The organism is Steroidobacter cummioxidans (assembly GCF_003104955.1).
The window spans coordinates 1-18,975 of sequence record NZ_LSRW01000034.1 but is presented as its reverse complement, the minus strand read 5'-3'; the positions used below and the strand labels follow the sequence as shown (position 1 = coordinate 18,975).

Here is an 18,975-nt window from a genome sequence, read left to right as displayed (position 1 = left end):
GCCGTGGCGGGCGTGAGCTTGGTCGCATTTACCAGCGACATTGAGGTGGCAACAGGCTGAGGGTGCAGGCTGCGGTGCACCGACAGCGCTGACGGCGCGGCCTATAGCTCCCCGCGAAATGCGTGTTCCTGAATAGACTGGAATAAACCGTGCCCTTGAGCTTCAGCCGCCAGTTGCATCCTTCTCTGGCGCTCCAGCTCTCTGAGCCGTTCTCGGAACTCGCTCTGCAGCTGACGCGGAGTCAGGAGCACCTCTGTCTCCGACAGTTGCTTGATGTTCAACGTCGGCTGACTGACCGTTCTCAGCTCACTTGTAAAATAGCGTTGAACATGCGAAGTCTGAAGGTAGGCATATAAGAATGCCCGGAGATCGTCATCCGCAATCGGAACCCGCGCAACAGCGCGAGCGATATTGAACCCTCTTACACTCTCATCCGTCGTAGCCACCAACCCGATGGTTCCCACACAGCTGACGAGCAACTCGTTCCCTCGCAATCTGGAACGCTTGTAGGCAGCCTCGATCGACGGTGCTATTCGTTTCAGGTTGGCTTGCTCTACACGTCCGTCGACCAGATCGCTCACTCGAATCAGCGGCACTCCGTTCCTCTCGTCATTGCCCGGCTGCACCACACCATAGTTGATAGTGTCATCGGCACAAATGAGCGATTCGAGCGGTTGTTTGGCGAAGCCCTTTGGATTCGTCGTCGGGTCACCGAACATGTCGAGGAAGATGGCTTGGGCGAGCGTGTCGAGTTGAGCTATGACTGCACGGCGCTTGGCGCGCAGGGCGTCGGCCTTGTCCAGGATCTCGGCGATTCGGCGCTGCTCTGGGAGAGGAGGAAGACGAACCTTCACCCCTCTGACCAACTCGCTATTCAAGTTCTTGACTGTTGCACCGGCCGCAAGCCGCTCAAATTCCGCGTAAACAGCCTTTGAGCCGAGCAGGTGATAAAAGAAATCCTGGCTGATCTCCTGCCGGGGCGAAAGCACGAGCCAGCCGTCGTGAATGCACCCTGAGGTTTTCATGATGTAGGGCCGTCCGAAACTCATTGAGTTCGTCAGCAGGAAATCGCCGGGCTTCACGGCACGCGACTTCTTCGCACCCTCTGCGCGAATGCGCTTCTTCGTAGCGCAGATGTACTTCGATCCCTCCGACGCATCGCCAATCATGATCCAATTGATGCCATCGGATTGATCGGTGATGAAGCTGTCGATAGGACGCGGCGATCCGCCGCGTGAGATATCGAACACATCACCAAGCCTGACGCTCGGCCACCCGCTCATCCCAACATCCTCTCCAGCTCCTTCATTCCTTGCTGAATCTCCGCCTCGAGTTTCGCCAGCTCCGCTAGCACTTCCTTCGGCTTGCGATGCTCGATCTGCTCGTACACGATCCCCTTGTAGCGGTTGAGGGACAGGTCGTAGCTCTGCGCGGCGATCTCGGCTTTCGGGACACAGAAGCTCTGCGCAGTTCGCGGACGCTGACGTTCCGCGCCGTCGCGGCGAGACCATCGTGCAAGCAGATCGGGCAGATTGTTCTTCGTGTGCTCTTCAGCGCTCAATGCAGTTGCCGGCGTCGCACCGAGCTTGTCTTCCGAAAGCAGCGGCGTGCGCTTGTCATCCAAACTCCAGCCGTCGGCCTGCACGTCGTAGAACCAGACGTGATCCGTGCCGCCGGAGTTGGTCTTGGTGAACAGCAGGATGGCGGTCGACACGCCTGCGTATGGCTTGAACACGCCGCCGGGAAGCTTCACGACTGCGTCCAGCTTCTGGTCCTCCACGAGCATCCTGCGCAGGGTCTTGTGGGCTGTACTCGAACCGAACAGCACGCCGTCCGGCACGATGACGGCGGCGCGACCGCCCGGCCTGAGCAAGCGCAGGAACAGCGCCAGGAACAGCAGCTCGGTCTTCTTTGTCTTGACGATCTGCTGCAAATCCTTCGCCGTACTCTCGTAATCGAGGCTACCGGCAAATGGCGGGTTGGCCAGCAGCAGCGTGTACTTCTCGTCCTCACCCGAGTGTTCCTGAGCCAGCGAGTCCCGATAGGTGATGTTCGGATTCTCTACGCCATGCAGCAGCATGTTCATGCTGCCGATGCGGAGCATGGTCTTATCGAAGTCGAATCCGTGAAACATGCCTTGGTGGAAATGTTTCTTCTGTTTCGAATCGTGCAGCAACTGGGGATGTCGATCGCGCAGGTATTCGCCAGCCGCCACCAGAAACCCGGCCGTGCCGCATGCCGGATCGCAGATGACATCGTCGGGCTTGGGCGCGGTCAGCTCCACCATCAGACGAATGATCTGCCGCGGGGTGCGAAACTGGCCGTTCTGCCCGGCACTCGCAATTTTTCCGAGCATGTACTCATAGACGTCGCCCTTGGTATCGCGAGCTTCCATGGGTACGGCATCGAGCAGGTCGACCACCTTGGACAGGAGCGCTGGCGTGGGGATCGTGAAGCGCGCGCCTTCCATGTGCTGAGCATAGGTCGAATCGTCGCCACCATTGCGCCTTGCCAGGCCTTCGCGCAGAAATGGGAACGCATGCTTGTCGACGACTTCGAACATCTCGGCAGGCGCGAAATTCTTGAACTTCGACCACCGCAGATGCTCATAGGGCCGGCCGCCGCCCTCGCCTCGTTTGTCCTTACCGGTCGGAAAAACGCGCCGCTCCATCGGCCGCTTCAACCGTGCGGCCTTGTTCTCTTCCAAGGTATGCAGGTCGTCGAGCCGCTTGAGAAACAGTAGATAGGTGATCTGCTCGATAACCTCGATTGGGTTCGCAATGCCGCCCGACCAGAACGCATTCCAGACCTGATCGATCTGGCTCCGGATTGATCCTGTGATCACCAAGAATCCTCATGTGTTGCACAGGGGCATCAAGAAAATCCCCCCATGAGCGCGCGTTATCGTCAATGGTTTGCGGGCCTTCCTCCGCAAGGGAATGCGCAACTTTTCCCAGCTTGTCCGTGGCAACGGAAACAAGCTCCAGCGGCTGTAGAACCACTGGCTTGCCTTCGATGATGAGCGTTGGATTGAAGCGCGGCAGCGGAACCTTGTCGAGATAGGCAAACCGCATTGCGCATCTCCAGGAGAGCCACGCGCATACTATGCGCATGGTGAACGGGAGGCAAATCGGATCCCCCGCCAGACCCGGCGCGAGGTGAATCTTGCCACTGACTCAGGCCGCCGTGCAGACAGGTGTCCACTAAATTGGACACCGCTCCGCTGCCGCGCGCCCCTGCACTCCCCATGAAATATGGGATCCGAAGCCTCGCGCGTGATTGGCACAGCGCTTGCTATCTGCCTCCACGAGTTCGATGGGCAACTCGTGAGAACCGGATCAGGGAGCTGTTGGATGAATCGCAAATATATGTTCAGCGCACTGGCGATCGTGGGCATGGCTGTGAGCGCCGAGGTACATGCCGACGCCAAGCATTCGGGTGTCTATCTCGGCGCAGGTGTCGGCGAGGTCACGAACAAGGTAGCTGGCTTCGAAGCCGACGGCGTCGCAGTCAAGCTCTTTGGTGGATATTCGTTCAACCAATACTTCGCACTGGAAGCGGCGTACATCGATGCAGGGACACTGAAAGACACCGTCGATGGCTTGGATGTCTCCGTCGACAACGACGGCTTGGTGGTGGCTGCACTGGGTAAGTTGCCGCTCACCGATGCGTTCTCGCTCTTTGCCAAGCTCGGGTACACCTTCTATGATCAGAAGGTGATCGCAAGGCGCGGGGACTTGAGCGTCTCCGAGAAAAACAGCGGCGACGACCTGCTCTACGGAGTCGGAGCCAATCTCCGACTGGGTCGTAGGCTCGAACTGCGTGCCGAATATGAAGTCGTCGACGTCAAGGATGCGGATTTCAATCTTTTCTCCGCCAGCGCTGTGTTCCGCTTCTGATCCGAGGCCGAACATGAAACTCTCGAGCACACTAACTGCGCTGCTCGCAGTGGCTGCAGCGAGCGGCGCGCATGCAGCGGAACAATCTGAGCTGCAGGTCCAGACCGTGGAATGCCGGGGCAATCATTCCACCTCCTGCGAATTCATTCGCAGCCATCTCAACCTGTCGGCGGCCATGCCGTTGAGCGAACTGGAGCTGCGCAACGCGCAGCTCAGGCTGTCGTCGCTGCGAAACTTCGAAGCCGTCGATGTGCGGCTGGAGAAGGGTACGCAGCGGAACGCCGTCATCGTCGTGATCCATGTGACTGAAGCCAGTCCCATCACGACGGAATCGCTCGTTGGCCTGTCATCCCGCCTGGATGCGACACGCAGCGTGATCGCCGGTCGAGTCGCACATCAAAATCTGTTCGGATCCGGCAAGACGATCGATCTGGCCGCAGTGGCCGCGACGCCGCTCGCCGGTGAGCCGTACGACGAGCAGTATGAGGTTCACCTGCGCTACGCGGATCCGAATCTATTCGGCTCGGATAACTATTTCGCGGTGGCCCGGGCGAGTTGGATCAATGCGAGTCGTCGCGACATCTACGGCAATTTCTCCGATTTCGAAGGTGCCGAGCTCGACGTGCGCGTCGGGCGCAGATTCGGCGACTTCTCCTACTTCATGCTCGCCGCGACGTTCCGTCCCAATCCGGACTGGGTCACCGGCGAGTGGGACTTCGGCGGGCCGACGAACTTCGATGTCACGGTCCGCGACCGGCAACGCGGCTATGGGCTCATTTACGGCTGGAACTCGGAGGATGATCTCTATTTTCCGACGCAAGGCTTCAGCTTTCACATCGGCGCGGGCTGGGATTTCGGCTCGGGGTCACCGGCCAATCGCTCGCATGTCCAGTTTCGCCAGACATGGCAGCTCGATGACGGCCTGCTCACAGTGAAGTTGGGCGGCTCGCCCAGCCCGGAGTATCGAACGTCGTTCGACGACAGCCAATTGTTCTCGATCAGCTATGCGCGGGCCTTGCAAGCCAGCGATGGCGTCAAGCGCGGGCGCTGGTACATCGAGCCGGGCGTCGGCACCGCCGGCTACACCAATGAGGACGAAAGGATCTACGAAGTCGGGATCAAAGCCGGCGTGCGCCTCGACACCAGGACGTTCGGCATCGTCGATCTCTACCTGATCGCCACCCGGGATCCGCAGCGATGAAGGCATTGCTGGCGCTTGTGCTGGCGCTCGCGACGACGGGTTCCCTGGCGGCCGAACTGGCTCCCGTGCGAGACGACGCCCACTTGGGTGCCCGCCTGCAGGGCGCATCGCTTCCGGAGAGCTTTCGTCGCGACCTCACCAGCGGCCTCACCAACCGGCTGCTGATCCGTTTGACATTACATCAGGCTGCCCGTGAGCTGCGCGCCCGCTCCGTCGAGATCGCCATCAGGTACGATCTTTGGGACGAGACGTTCACCATGACCAGGACGATGGACGGAGTCAGCATGGATACCACGACCTACCAGGACGCTCAGCAGGTGATTCGCAAACTGCAGCAGATCACATTCTCCGAGCTGTTTCCGACCAGCAGCATGCCGGCGGACATCGACCTGATCATGCGGGCGGTCGTGCTGCTCAATCCGATCGATCGCGAGCGCATGGAGGCGATCAGGACCTGGGTGGCGCGGAACCACAAGCGGTCCTCGCTCGATCCGGCCGGCGCACTGAGCGTCGGCGATGCGTCGATATCCAGCGCGATCATGGAGCGAATCTTCGAGCAGTATGCGAACGGCGCGGACGTTGCAGCCGTCTGGCAACAAACGCTCACGAGCCAGCCTTTCCGTCTGGACGGCCTGCCTCATGAATCGCGCTAGCGTGGGCTCGTTGTTGTTCGTAGCGCTGCTGGTGATGGCGGCGGTGCCGCTGCTCGCGTCCTTCCATTTGCTGGAAGACACCTTGCGGACCAGCCTGCGTCTTGGGTTCAACGAAGACGTCGTGCGGGTGCTGGAGCAATCGTCAGTCAATCTGCGAGCGTTGGGCAAGCTCGATAGTGCACAGCGCGATCACTATCGTGCGCAGTTCGAGGACGTCGAAAGGCTCAGGCAGATTTATCTGGCTCCAGAGCTGGTGAGTCAGAGCATCGAGAAACCATTGAAGATGTACTTCGGGCTGGGCCTCGGCATGGCCGTGCTGGTGTCGCTGGGGGTGGCGACGTTGCTCAGCCGTCGCGTCGCGAACAGCTACCGGATTGCTGTCGACGAGCTATTGCATGAGCGAGAGCAGGTTCGTTATTTGCGTGAGATGTCGTCGTGGCAAGAGCTCGCGAAAATGCTTGCTCACGAAATCAAGAACCCGCTCACCCCCATCGAGGTGCTGGTCACTTCCCTGTCCAGGGCATACCAGTCCAAGACTTCGCAGGAGTTCGTGACCCATCTGAACGAAACCGAGGCAATGGTCGCCGAGGAATTGCAGCAACTCAAAGCAACGGTCAATAAGTTCAGCGAGTTCGCCCGCCTGCCGCAGGTTCAGCTGACTCGTGTGGACGTCCTCGATCTGCTGCGTCAGCAGTTAAGAGCGGTCTCGAGCACGATGCCCTCGACAGCGTTGGAGCTGAGAGAGCCCGCGGAAGTGGCAACCTTATACGCCAATATCGACACGACATTGTTCAGGCAAGTCCTAACCAATCTGGTGCGCAATGGCGTGGAAGCGAATCCTGGCCGCGAGGTACGTTTCACGATCTCGATCGGAGCTGGTGAGCGCAACGTGGAGTTGAGCGTCATGAACGATGGGGATCCGGTGCGCGCCGAGATCGTGCCACGCATCTTCGACCCGTACTTTTCCACTCATGCCAACAAGGACAACATGGGACTGGGGCTCGCGATCGTGAAGAAAATCGTGATCGAGCACCATGGCGATATTCGCTACGAGGAACGGGACGGGCAACCGCTGTTTCTCATCACGTTGCCGCGGGTGCCGGCATGACCGCCGCCGCCCGACCCGTGGTGCTCGTGCTCGATGATGAGAAGAACATCTGCAAAGCAATCGAGCTTGCTCTCGGCCAGGAGGGAATGGACGTTGTCACCGCGCTGGATGTCTCGACCGCGCTACGTACCCTGCAGGAACGCATCGTCGATGTGGTGATCGTCGATATCCGGTTGGGCGAGATCGATGGCTTGTCGTTCTTCAAGCGCATGCAGGCGGACGGAGTTACAGCGCCAGCGATCTTCATTTCCGGTCAGGCGACGCTGACAGAGGCAGCGCAGGCCGTGAAGATCGGCGGCTGCGATTTCCTCGAGAAACCGTTCAGCTCGGCAAAGCTGATTACTACGGTGCGGCGCTGCCTGGATATGTCCACGTTGCGGACTCAGCTCGCGCTGGCCGCATCGCGCAGCTCATCGGGTGAGATCGCCGGTCAGTCCGGGGCGATCCGCAAAGTGATTGTCGACATCGCACGAGTGGCGAACAGCAATGCAAACGTGCTGATTACCGGCGAGAGCGGCGTGGGCAAAGAACTGGTCGCCAACAGTATCCATGCGCGCAGCGATCGTGCCGGCCAGCCCTTTGTGAAGGTGAACTGCTCCGCCATTCCGGACAGTCTCATCGAGAGCGAGCTGTTCGGGCATGAGCGAGGCGCATTCACGGGCGCAACCGCCCACAAGAAAGGCTTGTTCGAGATCGCGCATCGTGGCGTGATCTTTCTGGATGAGATTGCGGACTTGTCGCTGTCGGCGCAGGCGAAAATCCTGCGCGTCCTGCAGAACGGCGAAATTCAAAAAGTCGGCTCCGAGACGGTGACGAAAGTCGACGTGCGCGTACTCTCGGGGACGCACAAGGATTTGAAGAAGGCGGCAGCCGAGGGGCGCTTTCGAGAAGACCTGTTCTACCGACTCAACGTCGTGCCGATCAGAGTGCCCGCTTTGCGGGAGCGCATCGAGGACCTCCCTGAGCTGATCGCCGTGCTCGCGCACCAGCTCAGCAAGAAGAACAACCTCAAGGCGAAGCCCATCGACGAGGAAGTCGTCGCCGAGCTGCAGCGATATGCATGGCCCGGCAACGTTCGCGAATTGCAAAACGTGCTCGAGCGCATGATGGTGATGAGTGGGGAGCGGATCACCGTCCTCGATGTGCCCGAGGAGATCCTGTCCTCGGCCGACGCGGACGAGGAACGGCACGACGGCTCCGCACTCAAGGACTTTCGCGACCGTAGCGAGCGCGACTTCATCATCGCCACTCTGAAAAGAAACAAAGGCAACATCAGCCAGTCCGCGGCCGACCTTGGCATCCGCCGCACCTATCTGCACAAACGACTGAGCGTGCTGAAGATCAGCAAGAAAGAATACTTCCTCTAATCACGCTCGGGTCGCTACTGGCGGCCCCTTGATGCCATCGTATCGCCGGGGTCCGCAGTGGTGAAAATGCGCACAACATTGCGCGTCCTCCCTCTCTCGGGGACCCAAAGGGAGCGGCTAGGACTTAGAGCCATACCTTCCTCTAGAGCTGGCATCGACTGTGAGGCGCGCTCCATCCTTCTCCCGCCTGTCATCGGCATTGTGGTTCGTGCCCTCGATGTGTGTGATCGCCGGCGTGTGCGTGTCCTTCGGCACCATCGCGATCGACAAGGCTTTCGACTATCACTTGGTTCCCGAGTGGATCAGCGGTGGTCCCGACGCCGCGTTGCAAATCCTGGGGACGGTCGCAGCGTCCATGGTCAGCCTGGCAGCCCTGGTACTGACAATCACCATGGTCGTCGTGCAGCTCGCCATGGGTCAATTCTCGCCACGAATCGTCCAGCGCATCTTGCAGGACAAGCCCAGTCAGCTCGCCATCGGCGTATTCGTGGGTACGTTTGCGCATGCGATGCTGACCCTTCGCGAAGTGCAGACGGACGGTGCCGGCACGGTGCCCGGTCTCGCCGTGCTCGTTGCATTCGTACTCGTCGTCATCAGCATCATGGTGCTCGTCTGGTATGTGAATCACATCGGTCGCAAGCTGAGAGTGTCGGCTCTCATCGAGCTCGTGGGAGCCGACACCCGCCAGCTGCTCGACACGCTTTATCCGGATGCTGGCCAGCCCCGCCGCTGCGAACGGCCAACGATCGGGGCGCCTCACTCCGGCGTCATCACTCGAGTAGACCATCGTGCGCTCGTGCAGATAGCCGAGGCAGACGATTGCGTACTCAAATTGCTGCCCGCCGTGGGTGAGTTCGTGCCCGCCGGCGCTCCTCTGCTCGAGGTTCAAGGGTCGGTGCAAAGGCTGGATGCGGAAGCTGCCATAGGCTGCGTCGAAATTGGATTCGAGCGCACGCTCGATCAGGACCTGGCTTATGGCTTGCGCATGCTGGTCGACATTGCCGAGCGGTCACTTTCCGACTCACCGTTTCTGGATCCTACGACGGCAGTACAAGCGATCGACCGGTTGCACGACTGCTTGCGCCAGCTGGCGCCTCGTCCGTTTCCGGACGGCCGATATCGCGACGACAACGGCACCGAACGTCTGATCACTCAGGCCATGACATGGGATGATTACGTTCATCTCGCGTTCGACGAAATTCGCATGGCTGGCGCTGGCTCGCCCCAAATCGCGCGCCGCATGCGCGCGGCGCTCGAAGACTTGCTGAGCATCGCTCCGCTCGATCGCAAGGGCCCACTACAAAAGCAGCTCGACTTGTTGCAGTCAGGCGTTCGAGCCGCAATGACCGAGGCGAGCGATCATAAGCGTTCGTTGCGAGGCGATTCGCGCGGCCTCGGGTGACGCGAGCTTTATTGCTCGCACGCGATCAGCGCCATCTACTCGCACCGACGCTCATGTACCCATGATTGCCGACCGGCACGCCGACGCTAACCCCCACGCCTACATTGCCGGCGCATCCGCTGAGCAGGAGCGCTGCAATCACCAGTGAAGCAGCCGCCGCAAGACGAGAGATTCGACGCATGACGCCTCCGCTCAGGATCCTATCTTTTGCAATATCAGTAACGCACCGGTCGGATCTTCAATGAGCGCCATCGCTCCACCGCGCAACTGCGGCGACGGCGGCAGAATGACTTTACCTCCCAACGCCTCCACGCGAGCGGCGGCGGCAGCAGGATCCTCGACGCCGAAGGAAGTCAGCCACGTCGGTACGGCCTGCTCGGATGGATTGCGGAAAATGCCGGCGCGATTCACTCCGCCATAGGCGAGCAAAGTATATGGGCCACCATGCCGCTCGATGATGTGCGGTACGTAGCCGATTACGTTCGCATAGAAGCGACTGGCCGCATCAGGATCATTGGCGAGCAGTTCGGTCCAGACGACTCGTCCGGGAGCGGAGGCTGTCGTGCTGTCATCGGGATCGCCGATGCGGCTTCGTGCAAGCCCTATGACTGCGCCCTCTGCATCGACCACGACAGCGATGCGCCCAATGCCGACCTGCCGCGCAGGTACGACCACCCTGCCGCCCCCGGCTATTGCCCTGGCGACGGCGGCATCCACGTCATCGACCGAGGCATAGGGCAACCATCTCGAATAGCTCGCGCTGCCAGAATGCCTTGCTACCTCAACGATGCCGGCAACCAGCACCCGGCCCGATCGAGCTACTACATAGGGACGATCATCGCGCATTCTCTCTGGCTCGAACGACCATCCGAACAGCTCACCGTAGAAGCGTCGCGCCGCGTCGATGTCCTCGGTGATGAGGTCATTCCAAATGATCTTCCCGAGCAGCGGCTCGGCCGAAAAGGTCATGGAGGAAGTGTCGACGGACGTCGTCGTACATGCCGTGGGAGTAGCGACGAGAAATAGCAACGCAAGCCAAGCGCCGAGCCTCGTCGTTCGGTAGCGGCGTTGGTCTGCGTTCGCTGTCATTTCGCCCCTCGTGCGCCGTCAAGCGAGAAAGAGTCGAGCACGGCGGTCACCCTGCCGTACGAATGAGCCTGATCTGCCGGACAGCGGGACCACAAGTGGACCATGGTCCCCCAAGCGCTGAACAGTGACTTGCCATCGTCATCGCGCCAGCTGCGACGCTTGTAACATTGCGCGCCACTTTTTCCTTATGGAACCGAATTCGTCGCCGCACGTATGCTGCCGCGACGGACATGACCGCCCGCGCTGGACTGTTTGATGTCCGAACGGAGGTCTCCCGTGAATCTCGGATTCGAGACGTGCGGTAACGCAACACTGATCGTCTATGACGGCGGGATTCCCGTACTGGTCACGGACCCTTGGATCAAAGGGGCACAATACTTCGGATCCTGGGTGCTGCCGTATCGCTTCACCGCGCAGCAGCTGGAAGCGTTTGCATCGACCACTCATGTCTGGGTTTCGCACGGTCATCCCGATCATCTCAATCTCGATTCGCTGTCGACGTTCCGGGACAAGACTCTGCTGGTGCCGCGCCACCATGGCGGGCGGATTGTCCGCGACCTGAGCAGCGCCGGCTACCAGGCCCATGAGCTCGCGGACGACTGCTGGCTGCAAATATCACCTAACGTCAGGATTCTGTGCTTCGCGGATTGGAATCAGGATGCCGCGCTTCTCATCGCGCTGGGAGAGAAATGCCTCGTCGTCAATCTGAACGATGGCTCCGCCCTTGGGACCCGGGCAAAGCTGATGGCGCGCGTGAAGCCATTCAAACGCCGGTTCGTGTTCAAGCTGTTCAGCTATGGCACGGCCGACATGATCAATTTCTTCACCGAAGACGGGCAACGCATCGAACCGCTGCGGGGCGAGAGCAAGCCTCTGGGCTATGCCTATACCGAGCTGCTGAAAGATTGGGGAGGCACGCACACTGCTCCGTTCTCCTGCCACCACGTATTCGGGAGGACGGACTCGCGCTGGGCAGCGGACTATGAAACGCCGCTCGAGGCTCACGGCAACTGCTTCAAACGTCAGCGCGGCACGTTTATTCCCGGCTACTTTTCATACGATGTCGCCGCAGACCGCATTACCGAGACTCCGATGGAGTCGTTGCCGCGAGTATTCCGCGAGCCTGGCGAGTTCGGAGACAACTGGTCGGACTCGCTCGAGCACGAGGACGTGCAATCGCTGCGTACCTACTTCCAGAAGTTCGGGCATCTGCGGCAGAAGTTCCAGTTCGTCAACGTGCGAGTGGGCGGTCAGGACCATTTTGTGGATCTGGGAGGGCCAAAAGGTCGTGGCATTACTTTCGAAGCGCCGCGCCACTCGCTCATGACTGCGATCCAATACGAAATATTCGACGACCTGCTGATCGGCAACTTCATGAAGACCGTGCTTCATGGCGGAGTGCGCAAGCTCTACCCCGACTTCACGCCCTATGTCGCCAAGTATGGCGATAACGGCCGCGCCTTCAGCGTCAACGAGCTCAACAACTATTTCAGCAGCTACCACAAAGCCTCTGGCTTTCAAGGGTGGCTCGATCACGTACGCCTGGACTCGTCCCGCAAACTGCGCCGCAAGGTGCTCGCCAAATTCCACTCGGCGACTCCGGCCCTGTACCGAATCGCACGTGAAGGTTACCGACGCTTCATTGCCTGACCCTGGCGCCGCCGCGCAACCGTTGGTACAGCAATTTCAGTAGTTCAGGTGTTAGAGGCCCGCTCGAACAAATGAGGGCAACACTGCTGCGACACGCCAGCCATGGTGTGCTTTTCGATGCCAGCATCATCTGACGGCGGATCGCGACTAGCTCGCGCGCGAGCCGAGACTCATCATTGCGCGTCTTCATGGAAGCAAGCACCTCACAGGAGGAAACATCGGGATATCGCAACAGCAGTTGCTAGACAATCTTCAACAACTTCGACCCGAGGAGACACCTATGGCACAGTCATCCCATGACGTACAACAACTGAACCAAGCGATGCAAGCCGCGATGCGCGCGCGCGGCGGCGGCGCGCAATTCGGCGGCGCTGGCGCCCAGTTCGGTGGGGGGCAATTCGGTGGAAGCTTCAACAGGATGGGCGGCGATGGCGGTGGAGAACAGCAGCTGGGCGACCAACTGCGAGACCGCATTCGCGATGCGATTCACCAGCAACTGGTAGACGCGGTCCACGAGCAGCTGGCGGATACTTTGAAGAGGCGCGTACGCGAAGCGCTTCGGCGACGTTTGGCCGACGATGTTCGTGCTGCGTTCATCGAGGGACAGGGCGGTCCGGAAGGATTCGATGTCGAGCGCGTCGAAGCGAAACTGATCGAGCGCGTCTCGGAGAACCTGCACACCCGCATCATCGAAACGCTACGAGAACGCGCGGGCGAGATGCTTCGCAATCGCCTGAAACAGGTCTGCCGCGAAGCCGTCATGAACAGTCCCATCGCGCAGCAGTTCGGTCGCGAAGAGGCCGAATCGATTGCCTGGCGGCTCAGCTCCGCGATGGAATCGTCGTTGCGCGAGCGAATCATCAGTGCAGCACGAGAGCGCTTGAAAGATGAGATTCGCGAGCGCGTGCAGAAAGCAGTTCGCGAGCGGTTGCGTCAGGCACTGCAGATGGGTATCTCGCAAATGCAGTCGGGTGGCGCGGATCCGGAGCGACTCATATCGCTGGTGCGCGAACATCTGAGCGAAGAGCTCGAAGAGCGATTGGGAGACGGCATCAGGGAACGGCTGCGGGAAGTGGTTCGTGCGGGTGTGGGCGAGGCATTGGAGGAGCGCCTGCAAGGTGCCGTGCGATCGGCGATCTCGGAGCGCCTCATGGCGAAGTCATCTGCGGGCGGCCAACAGCGGTTCGGATTCGGCGGACAAGCCGCGGGCGGTGGCATGTCAGGCGCGAACAGCGGCGGCGGGGCCCTGTCGGAATCCATGTTGGATTCGCTGCGCGAGCGGATCGCGGACAACATTCGCGAGCGCGTCGCCCAGGACGTCCGTGAGCAGCTCAAGTCGGTCGTCGAGGATCGAATCGAGAGCGCGCAACGTGAGCGCCTGGGCGCAGCGGTTCGCGCGGCGTTGGCGGAACAGATTGCTCTCGGAGAGACATTCAACGTCGAACATATCGCCCAAACGGTGCGGGACCGCATCGTGGATCCAGTGTGCGATCTCATCGTCTCAGGCATTCGCGAGCGGCTCGGTGAGATAGTAGGCAACGGACTCGCCGAATCCGTCCGCAACGCCGTATCGGAAACCACGCAGGGAGCCCCTTCATCGGGCGTGCACTAGATTTCGCTTGAAACCAGCTAGCGCGCCAGCCGCGCGCTGATAAGCGAGATCCGGGGAACACAGAGAGCGCACCGCACGGACGCTGCGCTCTTCCCCGGATACTGGCGTCTCCACAGACTCTTCGGCTCCTTGAATCGTCAATGGCTCGGGCGATCTAAGCGGCGTCAGGATCCTGACTTGGCGCTGTCCAGCAGCGCCGCGCAGTTTTCATTCTCTGCCAGGCCCGGATCGACGAAGGCGATGATCGCGGCGAGCGGCGTCAGTACGACGCCGATCGCAGCGGCCACAGCGCCCTGCCCCGCCACCTTACCGACATTCACGCCGATGCTCGGATCGAGCAAGTGTCCATTGACCTCGACCGGAGTGCGCAGCCGCGCGATGCGCAGTTTCTTCGGCTCGCCTTTGATGGAAAGATCGAGCTCTTCGGGACCCAAGCGAACTTCACCGCGTGTTGTGATGCGTACATCCTGCGTATCGAAGACGACATTGTCGGCGCGCATCGTGCCGTCCTTCACTTCGAATTGAGCGACTCCGCAACGGATCGGCGCTTTATCGTCGTTTCCTTTCAGGAGTAGACCGAGACCGCGAGCCACATTGATGCCGGTAAGCTCGGCAAGTGCCGCATTGACTTCGCCGCTCGGCAAAATCAGCGAAACGCGTCCATCCGCACCGGCCATCAGACTGTGCACGGAATCCCCTGGGCCCTCGATGATGGCGCGTCCGTGGATCACGCCTTCCAATGGCGGCTGCGCATCGGGCTTCTTGCCTTTCAACTGATCCAGCTGCACATCCTTGATTCGAATATCCAACTTCGTCTGCGGAATCTTGCCGCGAGCGTCGATGCGAGCCGTGCCGCTCAGCGCGCCCTGCGGCATCTGGAACTCGAATGGCGACACTGTCAGCAGGCCGTCATCCAGCTGCACGTGAAATGCGACCTTCTGCAACGGCACCGAGCCTGCGTCGATGGTGCCCGCCTGAAATCGCACGTCAGCATCCATGGCGCGAACGCGATCGACTTGCAGATGTGAGGTTGGAAACAGACGCGCGTTGGGATCTTTCTTCGCCTGCTTCGCTCCTGCAGTCGTCGCCGCCTTGGGCGCGTCACTCTTCGCCTGCAACGACCCGGCCGTGGCAGGCTTCGAGCCCAATGCAGGGGCGAGGTCAACCAGTCGCAACTGTCGAGAGTGCAGATCCCCCGTAATTGTCGGTCGCTTGCGGGACGCATCGACGGTGAGATCGCCAGCGATATCGCTTTGCCCGATCTTGCCCGCGACTTTGGTCACTTTGAAGATCTGAACATTCCGCTGAACATGCGCGGTGAGCTCGAAAGCAGGCGTATTGGGCAAGGCGAGCTGGGTCAAATAGTAGAGATCGGCCAGGTCGCCGCCTTTTGCATGGACATTGAGTTCGAGCCGCGCCAGGTCGAAAGGCTTGCGCACCGTGCCGTCCGACTCGACGCGAATGTCCCCGGCCCGCATTTGCAGCTTGAACGGATACGGCTCGTCCGGATCCAGATTGACCAGCGGGCCGCCACCCACGGTCAGATTGAAGGGCTGTTCGTTGATGCTGCCTTTGCCCTGAATCCCAAAGGCAAACTTTTGGTTCTGGGCAACGGACTCATGCGCCTGCACGCTGCCATCGACTTTGAGCTTGAGCCTTTCGTCTCGAATCGTGAGGCGCCCGTCCTCGACGAGGAAGTCGCGGATCACCGGAAGCTTCGGAGGTTTGCCCGCGGGCGCGTTGCTAGGACGCGTATTCTCGAATGTCCAATTCGCGCGTCCCTGGGCGTCACGATGCAGGTACACATCCGGCCGAACCAGCTCAACGCGCGGCAGGATGACATCCCCAGTAAATAACGGCAGCAGTTTTACCTGCACCTTGAGCTGTTCGATGCGCACCATGGGACGCTTGGCGTCCCACGGCGGATTGCCGACAGTGAGTCGCTCGACACTGGCCCGAGGCGTCAGCGACAACGCATGCACATCGAGCTTTCCTTCGATCGTCACTGCACGACCCGAGCGCGCGCTGGCCATGCGCTCGATCGGCCCCTTGAACCAGTTCCAGTCGGCGAACGCCAGAAAGAGCAGTAACAGCACGAAGATTCCGCCAATACTGATGGCAGTCCACTTCAGCACCGCTCGCCAGCTCAGCGGCCGCAAACGGTGCGTTGGGAGGTTGGCAGGCATCTCCGGCCTCGTGTAACCCGTGCAGCGTGATTACCTAACGATCCGCCACCCCACCCCGTTCCTCCGCTGGCCCATCCGGCCACTTGCTCGCAACCAGTTTGCGCGTATCGTTCGCCCGCCATCCGTTCGGGAACACTGCGCATGAGTATCAAGGCTTCATTGACTTCCTTCGTGGCTCTCGCCGCCTTCGCCAGTGCGGCCGCCGCCGATCGCACCCCCCTTTCCAAAGAGGTGCGCGATGCAGAGCAGGCATTTGCGGCCACCATGGCCGCCCGCGATCATGCAGCCTTCACACGACATCTCGCGGAGGACGCCATCTTCTTCGATGGTGAGAAAGCGATCCGCGGGAAGGCGGCTATCGCCGCCGCGTGGAAGGGGTACTACGAGAAACCGAATCCGCCGTTCTCCTGGACGCCCGAGAACGTCGAAGTGCTCGACTCCGGTGAGCTAGCCTATAGCAGCGGCCCGGTGTTCGATCCCAGCGGCAAGCGGGTTGGAACGTTCAATTCGGTGTGGCGCCGCGAATCGGACGGCACCTGGCGCGTCGTGTTCGACAAGGCCTGCAGTGCCTGTGACTGCACAAAAGCGCAGGGCGACTGACGGCCCTCGATTGCTCCAATCAGAAGATCGCTTTGAGCAAATAAGTCGCGAAGTCATTGAGCGAGAACGTCGTCAACAACAGCGGTACGAACGGCGCGGCCGAGATCACGGCCAGTCTGGCAACGTCCTGGAGACTGAAAGGCACCAGGCGAGTCTCCCGCACGACCGTGAAACTATTGCCCAGATCGGCCAGCGACTGAATATCGCCGCTGCCCAGCAGAGGCTCGTCTGCCGGTGCGCCGCCCTCCACCCACTTGCGCTGAAACTCGTTGGTGTAGCGGCTGACGAGCAAACCGAAGTCGCGCGCCGTGTTGCGCTTGGCTCGCACCAGGTGCGGCGTGAACACGGTGAGTGGAATGAGCGTTGCGCCGATGAAGAAAGCGAGAAAGCCGAGCACCTGTACCTTGAAGCTCATCAGGTCCCGGCCCGCATGGAAAATCTGGTTGGCAATCAAACCCGCCAGCATTGCGCCCTGAGCGAGCAGCACCAGCGCGAATGCGTTGACGCTGATTCCTAGAAAGCCCAGACCGGCGGCCCGGTCTGCGTGACTTGCCAGCAGGCACAGCCGCAGTCGTGACACCCGAAACAAGAACCAGAACCACAGGAAAAAGCGAAAGTACCAACGCAGCAGCACGAACTGGAAGATCGGCACGCTGACGAAAATGTTCCAATAGCCCGCGGGCGTGAGGTGTATCCGCGCCCCGTCTTCGCTCGCGTACCAGCTCGTCACCTCGAGTGCGACTTCATAGCGCCAGATCCACAAGCCCAGCGTGTACACCAGCGCCAGCAACGCCAGCTCGATGAGTACCGAATTGCGCAAGCGCAGGGTCGAGTCGATGGCGTCTTGAAACTTTGGCAGGTCCTCGGGCGCAACGATGCCACGCTCCACGAACTGCTGCACGACGAAGTGGATGCGCAGGTGCACGACGATCTCCGCCGCGATGAGGATCGGTAGCGCAATCAGGAATCGAACATGCGTTTCGATATCTTCGATGAAGGGAATCGGCACCCTGTGCCCGAACGCATCGCCGTGCAGCGCGGACAACAGCAGTAGCGGCAGCCACGCGACGCTCGCAAGTACGAGCATGCGCCGATGCACCAGCTCCAATGCATCTCCCGACAGATGCGTTCGCCGGAACATCTGATACAGCGGACCGCCGAGCACCAACGAAAAGTCGGGTTCCGATCCGGGCGTCGGCGCGCTCACGGGCAAGTGGCGCGATTGACCGTGTCTCGAGTTCTCATGCTGCCTACCCCCGATCGGCTACACGCTGCGATTTCCTATCCTTGCAGCTTGCGTCGAGGCGCAGGCAGCGCCTATCAGATTTCCGCATCCACGGTGCTTTCGGGACAGACTGCTGCGACGCGAGTCCGAGCCTGCCCAGCTCGGACTCCGACGCCTTTAGCCCGGTACGCGTACCTGCAGACTACGACCCGCCCGCTGCCGCGGCAGGGATTGCCACATAGTCAGCGCCGCAGGCCGCTTCGAGAAAATCCGCTGTGGGATCGCGTCGAGTCAGGTCGAGCGGCCAGTGCCAGTGACGACTGTTTGGCTCGGCCAACTTTTCGAAGTGCTCGGCGACCGCCGCAATCAGTGTTGCGTCCGTGACCGGATCGAGCCCCTGATAGGGATGGCCGTTGTAGTTGCCTCGATAGGTCAGCACGGCTGCCACGCTCGAATTGCGCGCGTAGATGCTGCGGATCAGCTCGCATTCGAGATCCTGCTCGGCCGCCTCGCTCAGCGCATAGCGAATCGCCAACGCAATGGCGAACTCGAGCCCCGGAGTGGGGATGCCATGTTTTCTTGCCAGTGCGATGCTGCCGAGGATCCGTTCGCGCCTGCGCAGCTTGCGCAGCGGGTCGCGCCCCTACGCGCTTGCAGGGATCTTTGAACGAAGAGCGGCAGCGCTCGATGAACGGCCGCATCATCATTGTGATGATCGCTNCCAGTTCCGGGCTCTCCAGCAGCAGCGCCGGCCGGATCTTCATTTCTCGATCAACTGCCGGACCAGCGCCATCACCCGCTCGTCTCCCATGCCGCGCCCGATCGTCGCATGACCCAGCAGGCTCGAGTACCAGGCGACGATGGCGTGTGTGCCGTTCCACAAACGATTCTTGATGNTTGTATCTGGGCGATGTCGTCGACCGTCTTCACTTGCCGCAGACGGCGCAAGGCAGCGCCTGTCTCTTATACACATCTGACGCTGC

General features: G+C 60.7%; 15 protein-coding genes. 9 read left to right on the top strand and 6 right to left on the bottom strand.

Translation table 11 applies throughout. The features are described from left to right. Positions 1-101: 101 nt before the first annotated feature. Together D0550_RS17450 and D0550_RS17445 are read right to left on the bottom strand one after the other, a co-directional pair. Positions 102-1,283: a restriction endonuclease subunit S gene (locus D0550_RS17450; protein ID WP_116810475.1), complete on the bottom strand. Its 1,182-nt coding sequence runs from the start codon at positions 1,281-1,283 to the stop codon at positions 102-104. Next, on the bottom strand, positions 1,280-2,845 hold the full coding sequence (locus tag D0550_RS17445; RefSeq protein WP_116810474.1) for a type I restriction-modification system subunit M: 1,566 nt from the start codon (positions 2,843-2,845) through the stop codon (positions 1,280-1,282). Before D0550_RS17445 ends, D0550_RS17450 begins: the two co-directional genes overlap by 4 nt. A 508-nt stretch (positions 2,846-3,353) precedes the next feature. Between D0550_RS17445 and D0550_RS17435 the strand changes: the two genes are divergently transcribed. From D0550_RS17435 to D0550_RS17415, 6 genes are all read left to right on the top strand, one after another. Then, positions 3,354-3,899, top strand: a complete 546-nt coding sequence (locus tag D0550_RS17435; protein WP_161965888.1) for a porin family protein — start codon at positions 3,354-3,356, stop codon at positions 3,897-3,899. Positions 3,900-3,912: 13 nt separating this feature from the next. After that, positions 3,913-5,100 carry a BamA/TamA family outer membrane protein gene (locus tag D0550_RS17430; protein WP_116810472.1) on the top strand — a complete coding sequence of 396 codons (1,188 nt, stop codon included), beginning with the start codon at positions 3,913-3,915 and terminating at the stop codon, positions 5,098-5,100. Further along, positions 5,097-5,753 carry a hypothetical protein gene (locus tag D0550_RS34925; RefSeq protein ID WP_161965887.1) on the top strand — a complete coding sequence of 219 codons (657 nt, stop codon included), beginning with the start codon at positions 5,097-5,099 and terminating at the stop codon, positions 5,751-5,753. The genes D0550_RS17430 and D0550_RS34925 overlap by 4 nt, the downstream gene beginning before the upstream one ends. Then, complete coding sequence (locus D0550_RS17425) at positions 5,740-6,861, top strand: sensor histidine kinase (protein ID WP_161965886.1); 1,122 nt, start codon at positions 5,740-5,742, stop codon at positions 6,859-6,861. Before D0550_RS34925 ends, D0550_RS17425 begins: the two co-directional genes overlap by 14 nt. Further along, the gene (locus D0550_RS17420; RefSeq protein WP_116810470.1) at positions 6,858-8,228 is read left to right on the top strand and encodes a sigma-54-dependent transcriptional regulator; all 1,371 of its coding nucleotides are present in this window, start codon (positions 6,858-6,860) and stop codon (positions 8,226-8,228) included. Before D0550_RS17425 ends, D0550_RS17420 begins: the two co-directional genes overlap by 4 nt. Positions 8,229-8,388: 160 nt before the next feature. Continuing rightward, positions 8,389-9,630, top strand: a complete 1,242-nt coding sequence (locus D0550_RS17415) for a DUF2254 domain-containing protein (RefSeq protein WP_275129250.1) — start codon at positions 8,389-8,391, stop codon at positions 9,628-9,630. A 192-nt stretch (positions 9,631-9,822) separates the two neighbouring features. On the opposite strand, the gene D0550_RS17410 is transcribed toward D0550_RS17415, so the two are convergent. Then, positions 9,823-10,599 carry a VOC family protein gene (locus D0550_RS17410; protein ID WP_116810468.1) on the bottom strand — a complete coding sequence of 259 codons (777 nt, stop codon included), beginning with the start codon at positions 10,597-10,599 and terminating at the stop codon, positions 9,823-9,825. 396 nt (positions 10,600-10,995) lie between these two features. Here D0550_RS17410 and D0550_RS17405 point away from each other — a divergent pair, with 396 nt between their 5' ends. Both D0550_RS17405 and D0550_RS17400 read left to right on the top strand, forming a co-directional pair. Continuing rightward, entirely contained in the window at positions 10,996-12,369 is a 1,374-nt protein-coding gene (locus D0550_RS17405; protein ID WP_116810467.1) for an MBL fold metallo-hydrolase, read from the top strand. 280 nt (positions 12,370-12,649) lie between these two features. Beyond that, positions 12,650-13,981, top strand: coding sequence for a DUF445 family protein (locus D0550_RS17400; protein WP_116810466.1), 1,332 nt, complete (start codon positions 12,650-12,652; stop codon positions 13,979-13,981). Between the two features lie 164 nt (positions 13,982-14,145). Here the strand turns inward: D0550_RS17400 and D0550_RS17395 are convergent, their stop codons facing one another. Continuing rightward, positions 14,146-16,167 carry an AsmA family protein gene (locus D0550_RS17395; protein ID WP_116810465.1) on the bottom strand — a complete coding sequence of 674 codons (2,022 nt, stop codon included), beginning with the start codon at positions 16,165-16,167 and terminating at the stop codon, positions 14,146-14,148. A gap of 141 nt (positions 16,168-16,308) precedes the next feature. Between D0550_RS17395 and D0550_RS17390 the strand changes: the two genes are divergently transcribed. Next, positions 16,309-16,767, top strand: coding sequence for a YybH family protein (locus D0550_RS17390; protein WP_116810464.1), 459 nt, complete (start codon positions 16,309-16,311; stop codon positions 16,765-16,767). 19 nt (positions 16,768-16,786) lie between these two features. On the opposite strand, the gene D0550_RS17385 is transcribed toward D0550_RS17390, so the two are convergent. Further along, complete coding sequence (locus tag D0550_RS17385) at positions 16,787-17,974, bottom strand: hypothetical protein (protein ID WP_206606363.1); 1,188 nt, start codon at positions 17,972-17,974, stop codon at positions 16,787-16,789. 220 nt (positions 17,975-18,194) lie between these two features. Then, positions 18,195-18,527 (bottom strand): hypothetical protein, encoded by a 333-nt coding sequence (locus tag D0550_RS17380; protein WP_116810462.1) that lies wholly within the window; start codon positions 18,525-18,527, stop codon positions 18,195-18,197. Positions 18,528-18,975 lie beyond the last annotated feature (448 nt).

Coding starts and splice junctions, on each gene's coding strand:
- D0550_RS17450 (WP_116810475.1), bottom strand. CDS start 1,283: ATGAGCGGGTGGCCGAGCGTCAGGCTTGGTGATGTGTTCGATATCTCA.
- D0550_RS17435 (WP_161965888.1), top strand. CDS start 3,354: ATGAATCGCAAATATATGTTCAGCGCACTGGCGATCGTGGGCATGGCT.
- D0550_RS17430 (WP_116810472.1), top strand. CDS start 3,913: ATGAAACTCTCGAGCACACTAACTGCGCTGCTCGCAGTGGCTGCAGCG.
- D0550_RS34925 (WP_161965887.1), top strand. CDS start 5,097: ATGAAGGCATTGCTGGCGCTTGTGCTGGCGCTCGCGACGACGGGTTCC.
- D0550_RS17425 (WP_161965886.1), top strand. CDS start 5,740: ATGAATCGCGCTAGCGTGGGCTCGTTGTTGTTCGTAGCGCTGCTGGTG.
- D0550_RS17420 (WP_116810470.1), top strand. CDS start 6,858: ATGACCGCCGCCGCCCGACCCGTGGTGCTCGTGCTCGATGATGAGAAG.
- D0550_RS17410 (WP_116810468.1), bottom strand. CDS start 10,599: ATGACCTTTTCGGCCGAGCCGCTGCTCGGGAAGATCATTTGGAATGAC.
- D0550_RS17400 (WP_116810466.1), top strand. CDS start 12,650: ATGGCACAGTCATCCCATGACGTACAACAACTGAACCAAGCGATGCAA.
- D0550_RS17395 (WP_116810465.1), bottom strand. CDS start 16,167: ATGCCTGCCAACCTCCCAACGCACCGTTTGCGGCCGCTGAGCTGGCGA.
- D0550_RS17390 (WP_116810464.1), top strand. CDS start 16,309: ATGAGTATCAAGGCTTCATTGACTTCCTTCGTGGCTCTCGCCGCCTTC.